Source organism: Pseudomonas sp. MB-090624 (genome assembly GCF_003205245.1).
GTDB classification, from domain to species: Bacteria; Pseudomonadota; Gammaproteobacteria; order Pseudomonadales; family Pseudomonadaceae; genus Aquipseudomonas; species Aquipseudomonas juntendi.
Map to the genome: position 1 here is coordinate 1 of NZ_QJRK01000070.1, position 19,041 is coordinate 19,041.

The window sequence follows — 19,041 nt, forward strand, 5'->3', positions numbered from 1 at the left end:
CCCCAGCAAAGCCCGCCCCAACGGCGACCCCCAGTTGATCAGGCCGCGCCCGGCATCCGCCTCATCCTCGCCCACCAGCCGTACCTCATGCGCCTGGTCTTGCGCGTCGACAAAGCGTACCCGGCTGCCAATCTGCACCTTGCTGTGCGACGTCGCGGGCGGTACCACCTGGGCGCTCTGCACCCGCGCGCTGAAGTAACGCAGGTCGCGCTCGGTATCGGCCAGCCGCTGCTTGTCCACACGCTCGCCCTGCGCCTGCAGGTCGCTGCGCAAGGCATTCAACTCGGCCACACGTTCCTGCAACTGGCGCAGGCCGCTGGCGGTCACATAGTTGGGTTGCTCACTGACGCGCCGCTCTACCGGTTGATCGGCCTGGGCGGCGGCCTGGTCCTCATTGACGAATGCTCGGCTCATGCAAGGCCTCCTTGTGCAGAAGACCATCATGGCAGGCCGCAGGTTTAAAGAAATGTCCGTTAACGACCTCAGTCGTGGCGATAGGCCTTGGCGGCGCCACGGTCCTTTTCCTGCTGCCACTCGCGGTCGCGCTGGTCCCAGAAGCGCTCGTGGTACTGGCGCTGCTCTTCAGTGTTCTGCATGGCCTGGCACTGGCGAAAGCCATCGTCCCAGCCGGTTTCGTACTGGCGCTCGTGCAGGTAGCGGGGTACGTCCTTGCGAAAGTCGCCGGCCATGGTGCCGGCGGCCTGGTGGCCACTGCTGCAACCGTCCTGAAAGCCATCGGCATAGGCAGGGGGATAGCCGTTGGCGAGCATTTGCTCGTGGGTGGTTTCACAACCTGACAGCAACAACGCAATGCACACGCCGAACCAGTACCGCGACATAACCACCTGACCCTCCCGTCGATAGGGGCAAGTCTAGGTGGCGATTTGTCGGGTTGGTGTCAAAACAGTGTCAAAGAGTTGGTTGGGCCACACTGTTGCCTGGGCAGGCAACCCGCAATCTTCAGTAGTGGTACCACTTCAGCTCCAGCATCACCTCATTCTGCGCAGTGGCCAGGTGGCTGAACTCACGCGAAGCACTCAACCTCACCCCCAGGTTCTGGCTGATTTCCCATTGCTGGTTCAGGCTCAGGCTGCGACGTACTTCGCCATTGGTGAAGTAATCACCTTTGGCCTCCAGGGTCATGTTGCCCAGCCCGTTGCGCCACAGCAGCCCGCCGTTGAACCCCGCGGCCGGGGCAATGAATTCGGCGAAGTCGTTGTGGTGTTCGACCCGCACCGTGCCCAAGGCAAAACCGAGCAAGCCATCGGCCAGTTGCCAGGTGCCGCCGGCGCCACCATTCACATGGCTTACCAGCACCTCGTCATCATGCTTGCCGGGTACCCGCTCCAGGCCGCCAGCCACTTGCCATGACCAAGGCTTGAGCAAGGCGTTGCGTGGGGTCAGCGAGCGGATGGTGGCCAAGTCCAGGCGTTGCACCTGCCAGTCGTTGCCTTCGTACTGGCGCACCTTCAATTGCAGGATCTCGATCTGGGCGCCCAGCGGGAAGCCATAGGCGTTGTCGTTCAGGTCGTGGTAGGCCATGCGCAGGCCATACTCGGCGTAGGCACGGTCTTCGCGGGTGCCCACGCCCAGTTGCCAGGTACGTGAGTCATGGCCGTCTTCGGGCAGGCCGGGGCGCTCAACCTGCAGCGGCGGGGGCGGGTTGCCGTTGATCGCCCGCAGCAGTTCGAAGCTGCGCTTGGCTTGACCCGGGTCACGCTCCTGACCGTTGGCACGGTAGCGCTCGAGGCGATAGGCGGCGTCCTGCACCAGCGCCTGGCGCTCGCGGGGCAGCGCCTTGAACGCAGGGCTCTGCAGTTGCGCGGTGTCGGCGCTGACCGCCAGCACCTGTTGCTTTTCGTTGTGGTCCAGCGGCTCGGCGCGGGCCAGCAGCTCACGTTCGCGCGAAGGGCGGTAGATTTCGCTGGCGACCAGGCCGGACTGTTTCACGGCCTTGACCGTGTCGGTGGGGATCGCGGTCAGCGGAAACTGCGATGTCAGGTCCAGGCTTGGGCGGGCCACCTGCAGCAGTTCCAGCAGGCGGTACGAGCAGTTTTCGTCGAAGAAGAAGTAATCGAACTGGATCTGCTTCAGTTCCCACACATGCTCGACCATGCGCCCGGTTTCCTGTGGGGTCAGGTCCAGCTGGTATTCCCACAGGTCGCGGTTTTCCAGGCTGCGGTATTCGGAGAGCTTCTCTTGGTAGGGCATCAGCGCGAACAGCCCCGGGTAGCCGCCCATCAGGCCTTTCCAGGCATACAGGATGCTGTTGTCGCTGCCTTCGATGTAGGCGCCGAAGTTGATCGCGTAGCTCAGCAGCGTGGTGTCGTCGCTGCGGGTAGTGGACTGGTCGATGCGTAGCAGGGTGTGGCCGAACATCGACGATGGGCTGTTCAGGTAGGCCGCCGGGAAAATCAGCGCGGCGCTGTGCGGGTCGACCGATTTGTACCAGGTGTTGAACGCCTGGCAGTCCGGTTGTGGCAAGCCTTGCAAATTCAGTTGCTCACGCAGCCAGCGGGTGCGTGCGGGGAATACGCACTGGGCATGTTTGTCGCCGAGGCTGGCCGGCGCGTACAGGGCTTGCACCGTGGCTTGCAGCTCCTGGTCGGGGTGGTGCGCACCGTCTTTGGCCAGGAAGAACGCGTCATCGTCCACATAGCTGCGCCAGCCGCCGAGCTTGGCGGTTTCGTAATGACCCAAGGCAATCCAGTAGGGGGTATTGGCCAGTTGCTGGAGACGGCCTTGATCCAGCACAGGGGCGGCGTGAACAGGGGTGCAGACACACAGCGCGAGGGCAGCGAAGCGTTTGAGCATATCGGGCAACTACTTCTGAACGATGCCGAAAAAGGCGAAACCCGCCCCCGAAGGGGCGGGAGCTGCAGCTTAGGCCTCGGTAGCGTATTTGGCCAGGCGTGGGTCGCCCTTCAGTACAGCGAGGGTGTTGCTGTGGACAGTTTCAGCGGTGACGTCGGCGCTGCTGAAGATCTGGTTGAAGTGCTGGTGGGTGACCGAGTTGAAGTAGCCACGGTCTTCCGGGGCCACGCCGAGTACCACGGCATAGGTGGTCAGTGCTTCACCTTGGCCCATGGCCATGTCTTCGGAAAGCTCGTTCATCATGCCGTTCATGGCGAACCAGGACTTGCCGCCGTAGGTCAGCGAAGCCTTGGTCGAGCAGCCGTTGGTGCCGGAGGTCATACCGAAGGTGGCGTTACCAGAGGTGCCGTTGGTGGTGGAAGCCAGGAAGTGAGCCGGCGTGCCGCGCTGGCCCTCGAACAGCATGTTGCCCCAGCCGCAGTTCGGGCCGCCTGGCGCTTCTGCCATGGCGTTGAGCGAGACCACAGTGAACAGAGTACCCAGAAGAATCCGTTTCATAGCTTTTTTCTCTTTGTCATAACCAAGGGTCAGTGTTTTCTGGCAACTCGGTTGCCAGGTCGGGAAAGCATTTCACCCACCCGCGCAGCTTGGAGTTTAGGCACGATCTAAAGGTTGCGTTGTTGATTGCGAAAAATTTGCTGTTCGAATACCTGCTCTGGCGGTGAGGTGCGGCGATATAAAGTCCCCTGGAGCCTTGCAAGGCGCGCGCGGGCAGCGCCAGAATGCTGCGTATCTGCCCCGCCGAAGTAAGGAAACCCAATGCCCGATCCTGTCGCTGCGCGCCTGCGTCTTGCGCCTGAAGCCCTGACCCGGCGTTTCTCACCCGAGCAGTTTGCCTTTACCAATACCGACGATCTGGAGCCGTTTCGCGGAGTCCTGGGCCAGGAACGTGCTGTCGAGGCCCTGCAGTTCGGCGTGGCCATGCCACGCCCTGGTTACAACGTGTACGTGATGGGCGAGCCCGGCACCGGGCGTTTCTCGTTCGTCAAACGCTACCTCAAGGCCGAAGGCAAACGCCAGCAGACCCCGGCCGACTGGGTATACGTCAACCACTTCGACGACACCCGCGAGCCGCGGGCACTGGAGCTGCCGTCCGGCACCGCCACCGAGTTCATCGCCGACATGGGCGGGCTGATCGACAACCTGCTGGCCACCTTCCCGGCGGTGTTCGAGCACCCGTCGTACCAGCAGAAGAAGGGCGCCATCGACCGCGCCTTCAATCAGCGCTATGACCGCGCCCTGGATGTGATCGAGCGGGCGTCGCTGGAGAAGGACGTGGCCTTGTACCGCGACTCCAGCAACGTCGCCTTCACCCCCATGGCCGATGGCAAGGCGCTGGACGAAGCGGAATTCGCCCAGTTGCCGGAAGAGGTGCGCGAGCAGTTCCACGAAGACATCGCCCAGCTCGAGGAGCAGCTGAACGAGGAGTTGGCCAGCCTGCCGCAATGGAAGCGCGAGTCGAACAACCAGTTGCGCCAGCTGAACGAAGAAACCATCACCCTGGCCCTGCAACCGCTGCTGGCGCCGCTTTCGGAAAAGTACGCCGAGAACGCCGCGGTCTGCGCCTACCTGCAATCGGTGCAATTGAACCTGCTGCGCACCGTGGTCGAGCAACTGGTCGATGACAGCAAGACCGACGCCGTTGCCCGCAAGCTGCTGGAAGAGCAATACGCGCCAAGCCTGGTCGTGGGCCACTACGCCAACGGTGGCGCACCGGTGGTGTTCGAGCCGCACCCGACCTACGACAACCTGTTTGGCCGCATCGAATACAGCACCGACCAGGGCGCGCTGTATACCTCGTATCGCCAGTTGCGCCCGGGGGCGCTGCACCGCGCCAATGGCGGCTTCCTGATCCTCGAAGCCGAGAAAATGCTGGGCGAGCCGTTCGTGTGGGACGCACTCAAGCGTGCGCTGCAATCGCGCAAGCTGAAAATGGAATCGCCGATCGGTGAGCTGGGCCGGGTGGCTACTGTCAGCCTGCAGCCGCAGATGATCCCGCTCAATGTCAAGCTGGTGATCATCGGCTCGCGGCAGCTGTACTACGCACTGCAGGACCACGACTCGGACTTCCAGGAGATGTTCCGCGTGCTGGTGGACTTCGACGAAGACATGCCCATGGTCGACGAGAACCTGGAGCAATTCGCCCAGCTGTTGCGCACCCGCACCAACGAAGAAGGCATGGCACCGCTGACCAGCGATGCGGTGGCGCGCCTGGCCACGTTCAGCGCACGCCTGGCGGAGAACCAGTCGCGCTTGTCGGCCCGTATCGGCGACCTGTTCCAGCTGGTCAGCGAAGCCGACTTCATCCGCCAGCTGGCCGGTGACGAAATGACTGACGCCGGCCATATCGAGCGGGCGCTCAAGGCCAAGGCCACTCGTACCGGCCGGGTATCGCAGCGGGTACTGGACGACATGCTTGCCGGCATCATCCTGATCGACAGCGAAGGTGCGGCGATCGGCAAGTGCAACGGGCTGACGGTGCTGGAAGTCGGCGATTCGGCGTTCGGCATGCCGGCACGTATTTCGGCCACGGTATACCCGGGCGGCAGCGGTATCGTCGACATCGAGCGAGAGGTCAACCTGGGCCAGCCGATCCACTCCAAGGGGGTGATGATCCTCACCGGTTACCTGGGCAGCCGCTACGCCCAGGAATTCCCGTTGGCGATTTCCGCGAGTATCGCCCTGGAGCAGTCCTACGGCTATGTGGACGGTGACAGCGCCTCGCTGGGCGAGGCGTGCACGCTGATCTCGGCCTTGTCGCGTACACCGCTCAAGCAGTGCTTCGCCATTACTGGCTCGATCAACCAGTTTGGTGAAGTGCAGGCCGTGGGTGGGGTGAACGAGAAAATCGAGGGCTTCTTCCGCCTGTGCGAAGCGCGTGGCCTGACGGGCGAGCAGGGGGTCATCATCCCGCGTGCCAACGTGGCTACCCTGATGCTGGACGAGCGTGTGTTGCAGGCTGTGGAAAACGGCATGTTCCACGTCTACGCCGTCAGCCAGGCCGACGAGGCGCTCAGCCTGCTGGTAGGTGAAGAGGCCGGGGTGCTGGATGACAAGGGCCAGTTCACCGAGGGCAGTGTCAACGCCCGGGTGGTGGAGCGCCTGCGGGAAATCGCCGAGATGATCAGCGAGGAGGAGATCGAAAGGGCGGAAAAGGAGCGCCTTGAGGAAGTCATCGCCCAGGCCAAGCCCGCCTGAGTCAATAAACCGGCGCTGGCGGCCATGTGCTACCGTTCAGCGCCGGTTTTCCAACTTTCTGTTTTGCTCTTCTATGCTGGAACTTAAGGAAGGAACAGCGTTCAGGATGGAAACAGCCTGAGGGTTTCAGGCTGAACAAGGCTCATTGGAGGGGACGCGGCCATGCGCAACCTCAGCCTCACACGCCAGTGCCTGGGCCTGGTGACCCGCATCGAATGCAGCATCCGCCCATTGGCCGGCGACACCGGCATGTGGACCTTGCTGTTCGCCGCCGGCATGGCCGGTGAACAACCCTCTGCAATCAAGGCCCAGGGGCCGTTCCATGGGCCAATGGTGGCCGAGTCGGTGCTGCATGCCATCGTCGACAGCCTGACCCTGCACGGATACCAGGTGGCAGAAGACCCGCAGATCTGGTGCTTGCACCTGCAGGCGCAGCTGCGCCGGATCAACGGCGAGCGCTGCCGGAACCTGGGGGATTACCAGTTTCATCCGGAGACCTGAGCGTACGCTGGGGTGCTTTGCGGCCCGATCGCGACGCAAGGCCGCACCTACAGGGGATCGTGGTCGACTGGATCGGGCTTTTGCTGCAACAGGTGGCTGGCTATACTCGCCGTCGCTTTTTTAGTCACCTGATGAGTCCCGAACTTCATGGAACGTATCCTCGAAAACGCGATGTATGCCTCGCGCTGGCTGCTCGCCCCGATCTACTTCGGCCTGTCACTCGGCCTGCTGGCCCTGGCGCTGAAATTTTTCCAGGAAGTGGTCCACGTCCTGCCCAACGTCTTCGCCCTCAGCGAAGCCGACCTGATCCTGGTGATCCTGTCGCTGATCGACATGTCGCTGGTAGGCGGCCTACTGGTGATGGTGATGATTTCTGGCTACGAGAACTTCGTCTCGCAACTGGACATCGACGAAAGCAAGGAAAAGCTCAACTGGCTGGGCAAAATGGACTCTTCGTCGCTGAAGATGAAGGTGGCCGCATCGATCGTGGCCATTTCGTCCATTCACCTGCTGCGCGTGTTCATGGACGCACAGAACATCTCCACCGACTACCTGATGTGGTACGTGATCATTCACATGACCTTCGTGGTTTCGGCGTTCTGCATGGGTTACCTGGACAAGCTGACCAAGCACTGAGTCGTACAGGGCTGTTCGCGCGCGCAGCGTTCGGCCTGGTAGCTGCTCGCGGCGGCCCAGTGTGCTAGGCTGCTCGCCCTTTTCATCAAGGGCGCGGCTGCACTGCGCCCTGCAGTGGAGCACGACAATGTCCGAACTCAACCTGTCCACCGACGAAACCCGCGTCAGCTACGGCATTGGCCGTCAGCTGGGGGGCCAGCTGCGCGACAACCCACCACCAGGCGTCAGCCTGGAAGCGATCCTGGCCGGCCTGACCGACGCTTTCAACGGCGCCGACAGCCGCGTCAGCGAAGCCGACCTGTCGGCCAGCTTCAAGGTCATCCGCGAAGTGATGCAAGCCGAAGCGGCGGCCAAGGCCGAAGCCGCTGCTGCCGCGGGCAAGGAATTCCTGGTCGAGAACGCCAAGCGTGACGGCATCACTACCCTGGCTTCCGGTCTGCAGTTCGAAGTGCTGACTGCCGGCGATGGCGCCAAGCCAAGCCGTGAAGACAACGTGCGCACGCACTACCACGGCACCCTGATCGACGGCACTGTGTTCGACAGCTCCTACGAGCGTGGCCAGCCGGCTGAATTCCCGGTCGGCGGCGTGATCGCTGGCTGGACCGAAGCCCTGCAGCTGATGAACGCAGGCAGCAAATGGCGCCTGTACGTGCCGAGCGAGCTGGCTTACGGCGCCCAAGGCGTGGGCAGCATCCCGCCGCACAGCGTGCTGGTGTTCGACGTCGAGCTGCTCGACGTTCTGTAAGATCGCCGGGGCCGCTTTGCGGCCCATTCGCGGGCTCGCCCGCTCCCACAGGTGTCGCGTTAGCTTCCAGGCTTGTGCAGTACCTGTGGGAGCTGGCTTGCCAGCGATGAGGCCGGGCCTGAAAACCTCAGTTCCAGTCTGTTCCCGTAGGGCGCAACGCCCGCGCATAGCAGAACAGAAACAGATTCCGCACCAGCTCCTTCAATACCCCCGGTTCACTCGAATTCAACCCACTCATGTCCAGGTCGCCCTGGTCACGCAGTTCGTCGAGCGCTTCTGCTTCGAGTACCGCGCACACTTCGCCGGTTTCCCGATGAAGAATGCGCAGGTAGGGGTGAGGGCGGTCCAGCCAGGCGTCGATCAGATAAGTCATGGCTACTCTCCTTGGAAATCGATTCCAATGAGAATAATTCTTATTATCAGAATAGCAAGCGCCAATTGGCGGAATTCATGTAATCAGACTTTGCGAACGAACTCGGACTTCAGCTTCATGGCGCCGATGCCGTCGATCTTGCAGTCGATGTCGTGGTCGCCATCGCACAGGCGGATGTTCTTGACCTTGGTGCCGACCTTGACCACCAGGGATGAACCCTTGACCTTCAGGTCCTTGATCACGGTAACGGTGTCGCCATCCTGCAGGATGTTGCCGACCGAATCCTTTTTCACCACCTCGTCGCTGGCAGCCTCGGCATCGCCGCTGGCCGACCACTCGTGGGCGCATTCAGGGCAGATCAGCTGAGTGCCATCCTCATAGGTGTATTCGGAATTGCATTTCGGGCAGGGTGGCAGAGTGCTCACTTCGGTTCCTCAAACAAACAGACGGGCGGTAGAAAGCCCGCATTGTAAAAGGTATTTTTCCAGAAGGGATTATGTCCGGACAAAAGCAACCGCGGGCTTGCCCGCTCCCACAGTGTCGGTATCAACCTGTGGAAGCGGGCAAGCCCGCGCAGAAGCGGCTCGGTGTGTCAGTGCGTGCGCGCGACTGCAAACTCGCTCAGCTCAACCAGCGCATCGCGGTACTCGCTGGCTGGCAGCACCTCAAGGCATGCAATGGCGCGCTTCACGTAATCACGAGCCAGCTCTGCGGTGTACTGCAGCGCACCCGATTCCTCGACCGCCACGCGAATCTGCTCGAGGTCTTCCAGGCCGCCCTTCTGAATGGCCTGGCGCACCAGCGCAGCCTGTTCGGCAGTGCCTTCGCGCATGGTATAGATCAGCGGCAGGGTAGGCTTGCCTTCGGCCAGGTCGTCGCCAACGTTCTTGCCCAGCGTCTGCGAGTCGCCCTTGTAGTCCAGCAGGTCGTCGACCAGCTGGAAGGCCACGCCCAGGTGGTCGCCAAAGGTTCGCAGGGCTTCGCGCTGCGCGTCCGTGGCTTCGGCCAGCGCCGCGGCGCTGTGGGTGGAGGCTTCGAACAGCATGGCCGTCTTGCCCCGGATGACCTCCATGTAGACTTCCTCGGTGGTGCTGGCGTCGCGTACCCGCGACAGCTGCAGCACCTCACCCTCGGCAATCACCCGGGTGGCCTTGGACAGGATCTGCATGACCGGCATCGAGCCCAGCTCGACCATCATTTCGAACGAGCGCGAATAAAGGAAGTCACCCACCAGCACGCTCGGCGCGTTACCCCACAGGGCATTGGCGGTGGAGCGGCCGCGGCGCATGCCGGACATGTCGACCACATCGTCGTGCAGCAGGGTGGCGGTGTGCAGGAACTCGATGGTGGCAGCCAGCAGGCGCAGGTCGTCGCCTTCACGGCCCAGGGCCTTGCCACACAGCAGGACCAGCAGGGGGCGCAGGCGCTTGCCGCCGGCGGACGTGATATAGTCGCCGATCTTCGATACCAGCGGCACGCGCGAGGTCAGCTGCTTCTTGATGATCTCGTCGACGGCGCTGAAATCATCAGCTACCGCGCGGTAGAAGGTTTGGGGTTGCATCGGCTGCTCCAGTGAGGTTGCGCGGCATGCTAGGTCGCAGGTCCCGGTGTGTCAAGGCGCGGTGCCAGCTGGCCGGGGGCGGCACTTGCAAGCAAAACCGTGGTTGCGTACAATCGCGCACCCTAACTTCCTGGGCAGCACCTGCCTTACGCAATTGCGCCGGGCCGTTCCAGCCCTGTGCAGCCATGCCAGCCAATACTCATCATATAAAGCGCTGGGTGAGCAGGATTATCGGAGAAATACCATGTCTTACGCAGTAATCGTTACCGGCGGCAAGCAGTACAAAGTCGCTGAAGGTGAATTCCTCAAGATCGAAAAACTGGAAGTCGCCACTGGCGAATCCGTGACTTTCGATCGCGTCCTGCTGGTCGCCAACGGTGAAGAAGTCACCATCGGTGCTCCAGTTGTTGCTGGCGCTAAAGTAGTGGCCGAAGTCGTTTCGCAAGGCCGCCACGACAAGGTTCGCATCATCAAGTTCCGTCGTCGTAAGCACCACATGAAGCGTATGGGCCACCGCCAGTGGTTCACCGAGATCAAAATCACCGGCATCCAGGCTTAATCCCCTAGATCCCCTGAATTTATTTGGAGAATTGAACCATGGCTCACAAGAAGGCTGGTGGTAGTACTCGTAACGGTCGCGACTCAGAATCGAAACGCCTTGGCGTGAAGATGTATGGCGGCCAGGTTATCAAGCCAGGCAACATCATCGTCCGTCAGCGCGGCACCGAATTCCACGCTGGCTACGGCGTTGGCATGGGCAAGGATCACACCTTGTTCGCCAAGATCGAAGGCGTGATCAAGTTCGAGAAGAAAGGCGAGTTCATGCGCCGTTACGTGAGCATCGTCGCCGCTTAATCGCGACGTCGCTCCAGAAGCCCCGTCATGCGACGGGGCTTTTTCGTTTGTGGTGAGCCTCTTGCAAAGCTGTTTGTCTGGGTTGCCGGCGTTGGTTTCTACGGTCGTACGGGGCCGCCGCGCTCATTTTTGCAAGAGCCTCATGTTTTTGAGTCATTCAGCTCGTCTGCCGACGAGAGGCGGTTTTAATGAAGTTTGTTGACGAAGTATCTATTCGGGTCAAGGCCGGTGACGGCGGCAACGGTTGCATGAGCTTCCGTCGCGAGAAGTTCATCGAGAACGGTGGCCCCAATGGTGGGGATGGCGGTGACGGCGGCTCGGTGTACATGGTTGCCGACGAAAACCTGAACACCCTGGTCGACTACCGCTACACCCGTCACCACGAAGCCCAGCGCGGCGCCAACGGCGGCAGCACCGACTGCACCGGCAAGAAGGGTGAAGACCTGTTCCTGCGTGTGCCGGTCGGTACTACCGTGATCGATGCTTCCACACAGGAAGTGATCGGTGACCTGGTCACCCCGGGGCAGAAACTGATGGTCGCCCAAGGCGGCTGGCACGGCCTGGGCAACACGCGCTTCAAGTCCAGTACCAACCGGGCACCGCGCCAGACCACCCCAGGCAAGCCGGGTGAGCAGCGTGACCTGAAGATGGAAATGAAGGTGTTGGCCGACGTGGGCCTGCTGGGCCTGCCAAACGCCGGCAAAAGCACCTTCATTCGCTCGGTTTCGGCCGCCAAGCCGAAAGTGGCCGATTACCCGTTCACCACCCTGGTGCCGAACCTGGGTGTGGTCAGCGTCGACCGCTGGAAGAGCTTCGTCATCGCCGACATCCCCGGCCTGATCGAAGGTGCTTCCGATGGCGCCGGCCTGGGTATCCGCTTCCTCAAGCACCTGGCCCGCACCCGCGTGCTGCTGCACCTGGTGGACATCGCGCCGCTGGACGAGAGCAGCCCTGCCGACGCAGCCGAAGTGATCGTCAACGAGCTGACCCGCTTCAGCCCGTCGCTGGCCGAGCGTGAGCGCTGGCTGGTGCTGAACAAGGCCGACATGGTCATGGACGACGAGCGCGACGCACGCGTGCAGGAAGTGGTCGAGCGCCTGCAGTGGGACGGTCCGGTCTACGTGATTTCGGCCATCTCCAAGCAGGGCACTGAAAAGCTCAGCCACGACCTGATGCGCTACCTCGAAGACCGCGCCGACCGCCTGGCCAACGACCCGGCCTACGCCGAAGAGCTGGCCGACCTCGACCAGCGCATCGAAGACGAAGCCCGTGCCCAGCTGCAGGCCCTGGACGACGCCCGCACCCTGCGTCGCACCGGCGTCAAGAGCGTGCACGACATCGGCGACGATGACGGTTGGGACGATGATTTCGAGGACGACGAAGACGGCCCGGAAATCATTTACGTGCGCGACTGACCGGTTGCAGTACACTAAACGCCGCTCTCTGGAGCGGCGTTTTTGTATCCACGGTATCTACAGATTCGACATAGGTTGGAAGAAGATGCGAAGCAAGGTGACGGGCGCCAAGCGCTGGGTCGTGAAGATTGGCAGTGCTCTGCTGACCGCCGATGGCAAGGGCCTCGACCGCGGGGCCATGGCCGTTTGGGTCGAGCAGATGGTCGCGCTGCGTGAGGCGGGCGTGGAGTTGGTACTGGTGTCCTCCGGGGCCGTTGCTGCCGGCATGAGCCAGCTGGGCTGGACCTCGCGACCGAGCGCGATGAACGAGCTGCAGGCCGCTGCGTCGATCGGCCAGATGCGCCTGGTGCAGGCCTGGGAGTCGAGCTTCGGCGAGCACGGCAAGCACACCGCGCAGATCCTGCTGACCCATGACGACCTGTCCGACCGCAAGCGTTACCTGAACGCCCGCAGCACCCTGCGTACCCTGGTCGACCTGGGTGTGGTGCCCGTCATCAACGAAAACGACACCGTGGTCACCGACGAAATCCGTTTCGGCGACAACGACACCCTGGCGGCGCTGGTGGCCAACCTGGTCGAGGCCGACCTGTTGGTGATCCTTACCGACCGTGATGGCATGTTCGACGCCGACCCGCGTAACAACCCCGAGGCCCAGCTGATCTACGAAGCCCGTGCCGACGACCCGGCGCTGGATGCCGTGGCCGGCGGCACCGGTGGCGCGCTGGGCCGTGGCGGCATGCAGACCAAGCTGCGCGCCGCGCGCCTGGCTGCCCGCTCGGGTGCCCACACCATCATCATCGGTGGCCGCATCGAGCGCGTGCTCGACCGCCTGAAGGCTGGCGAGCGTCTGGGGACCTTGCTGTCGCCCGAGCGCGGCATGCTCGCGGCGCGCAAGCAGTGGCTGGCTGGGCACTTGCAAACCCGTGGCACCCTGGTGCTGGATGCCGGTGCCGTGCAGGCGCTGCGCCAGGCCAACAAGAGCCTGCTGCCGGTGGGTGTGAAAACCGTACAGGGCAGTTTCCGCCGTGGCGAGATGGTGGTGTGCGTCGGCCCGGACGGTGCAGAGGTCGCCCGAGGCCTGGCCAACTACAGCGCCCTGGAGGCGCAGAAGATCATTGGCCAGCCTTCGGATGCCATCGAGAGCACCTTGGGCTACATTGCGGAGCCAGAACTGGTGCACCGCGACAACCTGGTTCTGGTCTGAGGGTTTGGCTGTGTTGAAAAGGATGATTGCCGTTGCCGCGTTGGCTTTGCCCATGCTGGCCGGGGCTGAGGAAATCGGCCAGGTGTCCACCGTGTTCAAGTTCCTTGGGCCGAACGACCGCATCGTGGTGGAAGCCTTCGACGACCCCAAGGTCGAAGGCGTGACTTGCTACCTGTCGCGGGCCAAGACGGGCGGGGTGAAAGGCGGGTTGGGCCTTGCCGAAGATCGGGCGGAGGCCTCCATCGCCTGCCGCCAGGTCGGGCCGATCAGCTTCAAGGGTGAGCTCAAGGATGGCGAGGAGGTGTTCAAGGAGCGCACCTCGCTGGTGTTCAAGACCATGCAGGTGGTGCGCTTCCTCGACAAGAAGCGCAATACCCTGGTGTACCTGGTGTACAGCGACCGCATCGTCGAGGGCAGCCCGCAGAATGCGGTGACGGCGATTCCGATCTTGCCTTGGGCGCAGTGATCGCCTGGTAGATGGCCGGGAGGCCTTTGGCCTCCATCGCGACGCAAGGCCGCTCCCACAAAGGTCCTGCATATGCCGGTCAATGTGAGAGCGGCCTTGTGTCGCGAAAGGGCCGCAAAGCGGCCCCAGGTTCCTCAGGCCAACTCTTCGGCCTGATCCTCACGCACAACCGCTTTCACCTCATCCAAGCGGCTGATGAACTTCCAGTCCGCCTCGTCGATGTAGATGCCATTCGGCCCGCTGCCACCTTCCAGGTCGATCGCCACACGCGCCGATACCTGGGGCTTCACGCTCGCCAGAATCGGCACGAAGCCCAGCTGCAGGCTGGTTTCCAGCAGTGCCGCCTGGTTGCGCTCGTCGATGTCGGCCGCTTCGTCCAGGTAGTACGGCAGGCGAATACGGCCGGCCAGGTCGCGGTCCATCAGGTGCAGCAACAGGTACATGTTGGTCAGCGCCTTGATGGTCATGGTGGTGCCGTTGGACGCCGCGCCATCGATGTCGGCATGGATGACCGGCTGGCCGTTGACCTTGGTGATCTCGAACGCCAGCTCGAACAGGTCCTTCAAACCCAGTTGGTTGTGGTTGGCCGCCACCAGGCGCGCCAGGTACTCCTTGGCCTCTTCGTTCTTGTTGTCCTGCTCGGCGCTCTGGGTCAGGTCGAACACCGACAGGGTTTCGCCTTCCTCGTACTGGCCGGCACTGTGGATGATCTGGTCGATATGCTTGAGCGCTTCCTTGTTCGGCGCCAGCACCACGCGGAAGCTTTCCAGGTTGGATACCTGGCGCTTGTTGATCTCGCGGTTGAACAGCGCCAGCTGGTGCTCGAGGCTGTCGTAGTCGCTGCGGATGTTGCGCAGGGTGCGGGCGATGTCGGTCACCGCCGCGCGGCGCGCCTTGGCCAGGGTCAGGGCTTCGTCGGTGCGGTGCGCATAGGCGTTCACCAGCAATTGCAGGCGGCGCTCCATGTCGTCTTCACTGTCGAACTTGGCCACGCCTTTCAGGCGCACCTGGGCATACAGTGCCTCGATCTGGTTATCGACGCGCTGCAGGCTCTGCCAGCTGTCCTGGTAGTCGTTGAGCAGCGGCAGCAGGTTGTCCATCGAATCGTCGATGGGTTCCATGAAAGGCGTACCGTAGGGCAGGTCGGCCGGCAGCAGTTGGCGGCGGCGCAGGGCGTCTTCCAGGGTGCGCTGCTTGGACTCGAGGTCGCCGAGCTGGCGGCCGACCAGCTGCAGCTTGGCCGACAGTTGCTGGACGCGTTCGGTGAACGCGTCGCTGGAGCGCTTGAGCTCGTCCTGGGCGGCTTCCAGTTGCGACAGTTGCTCGAGTTTTTCCGGCTCTTCGGCAGCGAGGGTCTGGCTGCGGCGGTAGTCTTCCAGGGCCTTCTGGGCGTCCAGCACTTCCTGATACAGGGTTTCGGTCTGGGCCTTGGAGGCCGAGCGGTCGGCGGCTACGGCCTGCTGGGTCTTGAGCTGTTTCAGCTCTTTCTCCAGGCGCTCTTTCTGGTCGCGCAGGGCGGCGCGGTCGGCCAGGGCCTGCAGGGCCGGCGGGTCGATGTTGGTCAGGTCGATGGCCAGGCCCGGCGCCTCGAAGCGCTCGCCCTTGAAGCCGTCGAGCACCGCTTCCAGCGACTTTACCCACAGGTCGCTGTCGTCCAGCTCGATGCCGCGCTCGCCCAATGGCAGGCTGAACAGCGCACCGTTGAACAGGCGCATCAGGCGGTCGACGTCCTGCTGCGAGAACTCTTCGCGCAGGCGCGCATAGCTGTTGTTGTCGGCATGGTCGAGCTGCTGCTTGACCTGCTTCAGGCGCTTTTCCAGGTCGCGCACACGCTCGTCGAGGTCTTCGGCGCTGAACTGCCGCGACTGGGCCAGGGCACCGGCCAGTTCGTCGTGCGCGTCCTTGGCTGCCAGCAGTTGCTGCTCCAGCACCTTCACGTCATCGACCAGCGCAAAGCGGTGCTTGAGGACCGACAGCTCACCCAGCCAGCGCTGGATACCGGTGATTTCGCGCTCCAGGCGCATCAGCTCCTGGGTGCCGCCGCGCTGGTCGTTCTGCAGGCGGTCCTGCTCGCCACGGTAGTGCTCGGCCTGGATCACCAGCTCTTCCTTGCGCGCCATGGCGTATTCCTGCCAGGTGCCCAGCAAGGTGTCGAGCACCGGGGAAATGCGGTGCAGCTTGCCGCGCAGGATGTCACGCTGGGCCACGCCGCCCGCCAGCGCCTCGACCAGCGGGCCGGCCGCGACCAGGGCGTTGTAGTCCTGTTCCATGCGGCGTACGTCGCGGAAGGCCTCTTCGCAGGCGGCGATGTAGTCGACGCTGCCCGAGCGCAGGCTGTGCTCGAAGGCATCGAGGAACAGTTGCTTGAGCTTGGCCGCAGTGATCTCGCGCATGTGCAGCAGGTTGATGAACAGTGCGCGGAAGGTTTTCAGGCTTTGCTCGCTGGTGGAGCGCAGCGGGATCATGGTCAGGTCCAGCGGCACCGACGTGTGGCCGCCGACCAGCAGCCGGCGCAGCTCGTCGGGCTTGACCTCGTAAGCCTTTATGCCCAGGCGCTCGAGGTTGGTGAAGAGCTCTTTCTGGCGCAGGCAGGTGTCGTTCTTCTGGTAGTGGGCCAGGTCCAGTTCGCCCTTGTAGGCGAAGAACTGGTGACCGAAACCACCGCCCGGCCCGCGGCCGACCACGCCAATCACGTGGGGGCCATGGGGCAGGCTCAGTTCGCAGAGAATGTACGAGGTGTCGCTGGCAAAGTAGAAGCGGCGCGACTGTTCGAGGCTGTACTTGCCGAAGCTCATGTCTGACATGCGTGCCAGGATCGGGAACTGCAGCGCGTTGATCGACGCCGATTTGCCCAGGTTGTTGGCGCCGTAGACCGACAGCGGGTGCTCCAGCGGGAACAGGCCAAGGCTGTAGCCTGCAGTGTTGAGCAGTGCAAAGCGGCGGATGCCGTAGCGTTCCTGGCTCATGCGTCAATCTCCTGTTGCTCTTCGCGGATGGCCCGGGCCAGGGCGTCCTCTTCGCTTTCCTCGCCTTCGAACGGCGTGAGGTCCAGCGGGTCGTCGGTGCGGTTGAGTTCTTCGGGGCTTTCTTCCTCGACCAATACCGGGGTCGGCAGCGGCAGGTCGCTGTGCAGCGTGGCGGCCAGGTCGCGGTCCTGCTGCACCGACAGGCACACGTCGAGGAAACGGTGCATGGGCGGCAGGAAGCGGTAGATGCCGCCTTCTTCGTGGGCGAAGCCCAGCTGGGTCATGCGCCGCAGGATCTTCTCTTCAAGCTCGTCGACGGTCTGCACCTCGGCCTGCAGGAACAGGTCGCGGTACTTGTCCAGCAGCGATGGCAGCTCGTCGCGGCCGATACTGCCGCCGTCCAGCACTGCCATGGGGTCGCGGCCCTGGTCCGCCAGGTGCTCGACCAGGATGAAGGTGAACAGCGATAGGCGTTGCGCGGTCTTGTTGACCTGCGCGGCGGTCATGTCCGGCACGAAGTAGTAGAAACCACGGGTGTCGCACACCAGCTCGAAGCCCAGGGCCTTGAACAGGGTGCGGTACTGGTCTTGGAAGTTCGACAGCTGAGCGTACAGCTCGGGGTCGCGACGGCTGATGTGGAAGCCTTTGAACAGCTCGCGGAAGATCGGCGCGAGCTGGGACAGTTCGGAAAGATCAAGATGCATGGGCTGGGCTCGCGTTGGGGTCGGTAGGCGCGCTGTTGGCGTCTTCGCGGCTGGAGGTCAGGGCGAACGAGCGCAGGCTGACCAAGTGTTCCTGGGTGGTGTACTCGCGCCGGTCCAGGCGTTCGCGCTTGAAGCGCTTTTCCCGCGACAGGCGCGAGAACCAGTACAGCAACTCGTCGGTGGCGCCTTCGGGCTCCTGCTCCAGCAGCCAGACCATCAGGTCGGGCAGGGGCAGCGCCTGTTCGCAACGTTCGGCCATTTCCTTGACCGTGCGTGGGGCGCGGGGCAGGGCACCGGACTGCGTCTTGTGGGCCTTGGGGAAGCGCGCCGGCTTGGGCTCGAAGCGGGCCAGGGCGTACACGTAGGCTTCGACCTGGCTGGCACTGCCGAGGAAGGTGCTTTGCGGGCGGGTGAACATCGGCATGGCCGCTTGCGGCACGGCATCCAGGCCCTTGCGCCGGATCACCGACAGGGCCAGTGCGGCGCCACGGGTCACGGCGTTGTGCCGACGGGCTTCTTCGCGCAGCGGCAACAGCAGTTCGCGGGCGTGGCGCAGGGTGAGCTGAGCGTTGGTCTGCATCTCCAGGATGCGCGCATGGGTGCGCAGCAGCATGTCGTCATCGACCAGGTGGCCCAGGCGCGCCTGTTCGCCCAGCAGCTTGAGCAGCACGGTCTCGACCTTGCGCACGCCTTGCTCGAAGGCGCCGTCGGCGTTGACCAGCTGGATCATCGGCTCGACGTACTCGTCCCAGGTGGCCAGGACCTCGGCATAGCGCTGGCGCAGCGGGATCTGGCGGTTGCTGGTCTTGGCCCGTTCGGCCACGGCCACCAGCGCCTGCTCGTCGTTGTCGAGCTTTTTGAGCACATCGCGCACGCGCATGTCGAGCAGGCGCAGCTGGCGCGCCAGGTCGTCGCTGTCGCGGTTGTCGAAGGCATCCTGGATGTGCCCGGCAAGGCGTTCCAGGTGGCGCAGGTAGGCTTCGATCTCCAGGCACAGGCCCAGCCGGTGCTCGCGGCGCAGGTAGGCGAGAAAGTCGTGTATCTGCGCATTGAGCTCGAAACGGTTCGGGCTTTTGGCCACCGGGACCAGGATGTCCAGGCGGATCCACACGTCGAGCAGCTGGGTGATGTCCTGCGGGGTGCTTTCGACTTGCTGGCGGGCCACATGCTGGCGCAGCTCGACCAGGCTCAGGGTGCCCTGGTCGAAACGCTCGCACAGCGGCTCGATCAGGGCCCAGTGTTCGGCTAGGGCGCGCAGGACGCGCTTGGGTTCGATCATTGGCTTCGACTCGTTGCCAAGAAAAAGGGGCGATTGTACTGCATCCGGGGGGTAGGGTTTCACCCCTTGGTCTGTAATGAGGAATAACCCTGAAGTGCTTGGGTGTATGACGGTGTTTCTGCAGTGGTTTTGAGATTGAGCGCCGCCCGCGCGGCGCATCGCGAGCTGCGCTCGCTCCTTGTATGTTGTGACTGGCCTGGCGGGAGAAGTTATTCTCGTCAGGCTGAAGAAGCACTTCCGGGGAGGCCGATCGCTCCTGAAGGC

General features: G+C 63.2%; 19 protein-coding genes. 9 read left to right on the forward strand and 10 right to left on the reverse strand.

Features of this window, described 5'->3' with window-relative positions:
- The 4 genes from DMX12_RS27115 to DMX12_RS27130 form a co-directional block, all read right to left on the reverse strand.
- Positions 1-414, reverse strand: a 414-nt coding sequence (locus DMX12_RS27115; RefSeq protein WP_110679940.1) for a GreA/GreB family elongation factor, incomplete at its 3' end; no start/stop codon positions are given.
- Between the two features lie 68 nt (positions 415-482).
- Positions 483-839, reverse strand: a complete 357-nt coding sequence (locus tag DMX12_RS27120) for a hypothetical protein (RefSeq protein WP_009686095.1) — start codon at positions 837-839, stop codon at positions 483-485.
- 121 nt (positions 840-960) lie between these two features.
- A complete protein-coding gene (locus tag DMX12_RS27125; protein WP_110679941.1) occupies positions 961-2,814 on the reverse strand; it encodes a DUF4105 domain-containing protein in 1,854 nt (617 codons plus the stop codon).
- A 69-nt stretch (positions 2,815-2,883) separates the two neighbouring features.
- On the reverse strand, positions 2,884-3,372 hold the full coding sequence (locus tag DMX12_RS27130; protein WP_009686097.1) for a DUF3015 domain-containing protein: 489 nt from the start codon (positions 3,370-3,372) through the stop codon (positions 2,884-2,886).
- Positions 3,373-3,633: 261 nt separating this feature from the next.
- Between DMX12_RS27130 and DMX12_RS27135 the strand changes: the two genes are divergently transcribed.
- From DMX12_RS27135 to DMX12_RS27150, 4 genes are all read left to right on the forward strand, one after another.
- Complete coding sequence (locus DMX12_RS27135) at positions 3,634-6,072, forward strand: Lon protease family protein (protein WP_110679942.1); 2,439 nt, start codon at positions 3,634-3,636, stop codon at positions 6,070-6,072.
- 162 nt (positions 6,073-6,234) lie between these two features.
- Positions 6,235-6,573, forward strand: a complete 339-nt coding sequence (locus tag DMX12_RS27140; protein ID WP_009686099.1) for a hypothetical protein — start codon at positions 6,235-6,237, stop codon at positions 6,571-6,573.
- Between the two features lie 147 nt (positions 6,574-6,720).
- A complete protein-coding gene (locus tag DMX12_RS27145) occupies positions 6,721-7,209 on the forward strand; it encodes a TIGR00645 family protein (protein WP_003247486.1) in 489 nt (162 codons plus the stop codon).
- Between the two features lie 127 nt (positions 7,210-7,336).
- Positions 7,337-7,954 carry an FKBP-type peptidyl-prolyl cis-trans isomerase gene (locus DMX12_RS27150; RefSeq protein WP_009686101.1) on the forward strand — a complete coding sequence of 206 codons (618 nt, stop codon included), beginning with the start codon at positions 7,337-7,339 and terminating at the stop codon, positions 7,952-7,954.
- A 127-nt stretch (positions 7,955-8,081) separates the two neighbouring features.
- On the opposite strand, the gene DMX12_RS27155 is transcribed toward DMX12_RS27150, so the two are convergent.
- From DMX12_RS27155 to DMX12_RS27165, 3 genes are all read right to left on the reverse strand, one after another.
- The gene (locus tag DMX12_RS27155; protein WP_054903906.1) at positions 8,082-8,327 is read right to left on the reverse strand and encodes a hypothetical protein; all 246 of its coding nucleotides are present in this window, start codon (positions 8,325-8,327) and stop codon (positions 8,082-8,084) included.
- 83 nt (positions 8,328-8,410) lie between these two features.
- On the reverse strand, positions 8,411-8,752 hold the full coding sequence (locus tag DMX12_RS27160; RefSeq protein ID WP_009686103.1) for a zinc ribbon domain-containing protein YjdM: 342 nt from the start codon (positions 8,750-8,752) through the stop codon (positions 8,411-8,413).
- A gap of 167 nt (positions 8,753-8,919) precedes the next feature.
- The gene (locus DMX12_RS27165) at positions 8,920-9,888 is read right to left on the reverse strand and encodes a polyprenyl synthetase family protein (RefSeq protein WP_029884883.1); all 969 of its coding nucleotides are present in this window, start codon (positions 9,886-9,888) and stop codon (positions 8,920-8,922) included.
- A gap of 244 nt (positions 9,889-10,132) precedes the next feature.
- On the opposite strand from DMX12_RS27165, the gene rplU reads away from it, so the two are divergent.
- The 5 genes from rplU (at position 10,133) to DMX12_RS27190 (ending at position 13,828) form a co-directional block, all read left to right on the forward strand.
- The gene (rplU, locus tag DMX12_RS27170; protein ID WP_003247466.1) at positions 10,133-10,447 is read left to right on the forward strand and encodes a 50S ribosomal protein L21; all 315 of its coding nucleotides are present in this window, start codon (positions 10,133-10,135) and stop codon (positions 10,445-10,447) included.
- A gap of 38 nt (positions 10,448-10,485) precedes the next feature.
- The gene (gene rpmA / locus DMX12_RS27175; protein ID WP_003247464.1) at positions 10,486-10,743 is read left to right on the forward strand and encodes a 50S ribosomal protein L27; all 258 of its coding nucleotides are present in this window, start codon (positions 10,486-10,488) and stop codon (positions 10,741-10,743) included.
- Positions 10,744-10,931: 188 nt separating this feature from the next.
- Positions 10,932-12,158, forward strand: a complete 1,227-nt coding sequence (cgtA, locus tag DMX12_RS27180; RefSeq protein ID WP_029884881.1) for an Obg family GTPase CgtA — start codon at positions 10,932-10,934, stop codon at positions 12,156-12,158.
- An 85-nt stretch (positions 12,159-12,243) separates the two neighbouring features.
- On the forward strand, positions 12,244-13,362 hold the full coding sequence (gene proB, locus DMX12_RS27185; protein ID WP_009686107.1) for a glutamate 5-kinase: 1,119 nt from the start codon (positions 12,244-12,246) through the stop codon (positions 13,360-13,362).
- Between the two features lie 22 nt (positions 13,363-13,384).
- Positions 13,385-13,828, forward strand: a complete 444-nt coding sequence (locus DMX12_RS27190) for a CreA family protein (RefSeq protein WP_161892746.1) — start codon at positions 13,385-13,387, stop codon at positions 13,826-13,828.
- Positions 13,829-13,962: 134 nt separating this feature from the next.
- Here the strand turns inward: DMX12_RS27190 and mksF are convergent, their stop codons facing one another.
- From mksF to mksB, 3 genes are read right to left on the reverse strand one after another with little or no spacing between them, the layout of a single operon-like run.
- Positions 13,963-16,794, reverse strand: a complete 2,832-nt coding sequence (mksF, locus tag DMX12_RS27195; RefSeq protein WP_110679943.1) for an Mks condensin complex protein MksF — start codon at positions 16,792-16,794, stop codon at positions 13,963-13,965.
- A complete protein-coding gene (mksE, locus tag DMX12_RS27200) occupies positions 16,791-17,498 on the reverse strand; it encodes an Mks condensin complex protein MksE (RefSeq protein WP_009686110.1) in 708 nt (235 codons plus the stop codon). The genes mksF and mksE overlap by 4 nt, the downstream gene beginning before the upstream one ends.
- Positions 17,488-18,777: an Mks condensin complex protein MksB gene (gene mksB, locus DMX12_RS27205; RefSeq protein WP_009686111.1), complete on the reverse strand. Its 1,290-nt coding sequence runs from the start codon at positions 18,775-18,777 to the stop codon at positions 17,488-17,490. The genes mksE and mksB overlap by 11 nt, the downstream gene beginning before the upstream one ends.
- Between the last annotated feature and the right edge of the window lie 264 nt (positions 18,778-19,041).

Coding starts and splice junctions, on each gene's coding strand:
- DMX12_RS27120 (WP_009686095.1), bottom strand. CDS start 839: ATGTCGCGGTACTGGTTCGGCGTGTGCATTGCGTTGTTGCTGTCAGGT.
- DMX12_RS27125 (WP_110679941.1), bottom strand. CDS start 2,814: ATGCTCAAACGCTTCGCTGCCCTCGCGCTGTGTGTCTGCACCCCTGTT.
- DMX12_RS27130 (WP_009686097.1), bottom strand. CDS start 3,372: ATGAAACGGATTCTTCTGGGTACTCTGTTCACTGTGGTCTCGCTCAAC.
- DMX12_RS27135 (WP_110679942.1), top strand. CDS start 3,634: ATGCCCGATCCTGTCGCTGCGCGCCTGCGTCTTGCGCCTGAAGCCCTG.
- DMX12_RS27140 (WP_009686099.1), top strand. CDS start 6,235: ATGCGCAACCTCAGCCTCACACGCCAGTGCCTGGGCCTGGTGACCCGC.
- DMX12_RS27145 (WP_003247486.1), top strand. CDS start 6,721: ATGGAACGTATCCTCGAAAACGCGATGTATGCCTCGCGCTGGCTGCTC.
- DMX12_RS27150 (WP_009686101.1), top strand. CDS start 7,337: ATGTCCGAACTCAACCTGTCCACCGACGAAACCCGCGTCAGCTACGGC.
- DMX12_RS27155 (WP_054903906.1), bottom strand. CDS start 8,327: ATGACTTATCTGATCGACGCCTGGCTGGACCGCCCTCACCCCTACCTG.
- DMX12_RS27165 (WP_029884883.1), bottom strand. CDS start 9,888: ATGCAACCCCAAACCTTCTACCGCGCGGTAGCTGATGATTTCAGCGCC.
- rplU (WP_003247466.1), top strand. CDS start 10,133: ATGTCTTACGCAGTAATCGTTACCGGCGGCAAGCAGTACAAAGTCGCT.
- rpmA (WP_003247464.1), top strand. CDS start 10,486: ATGGCTCACAAGAAGGCTGGTGGTAGTACTCGTAACGGTCGCGACTCA.
- cgtA (WP_029884881.1), top strand. CDS start 10,932: ATGAAGTTTGTTGACGAAGTATCTATTCGGGTCAAGGCCGGTGACGGC.
- proB (WP_009686107.1), top strand. CDS start 12,244: ATGCGAAGCAAGGTGACGGGCGCCAAGCGCTGGGTCGTGAAGATTGGC.
- DMX12_RS27190 (WP_161892746.1), top strand. CDS start 13,385: ATGATTGCCGTTGCCGCGTTGGCTTTGCCCATGCTGGCCGGGGCTGAG.
- mksF (WP_110679943.1), bottom strand. CDS start 16,794: ATGAGCCAGGAACGCTACGGCATCCGCCGCTTTGCACTGCTCAACACT.
- mksE (WP_009686110.1), bottom strand. CDS start 17,498: ATGCATCTTGATCTTTCCGAACTGTCCCAGCTCGCGCCGATCTTCCGC.
- mksB (WP_009686111.1), bottom strand. CDS start 18,777: ATGATCGAACCCAAGCGCGTCCTGCGCGCCCTAGCCGAACACTGGGCC.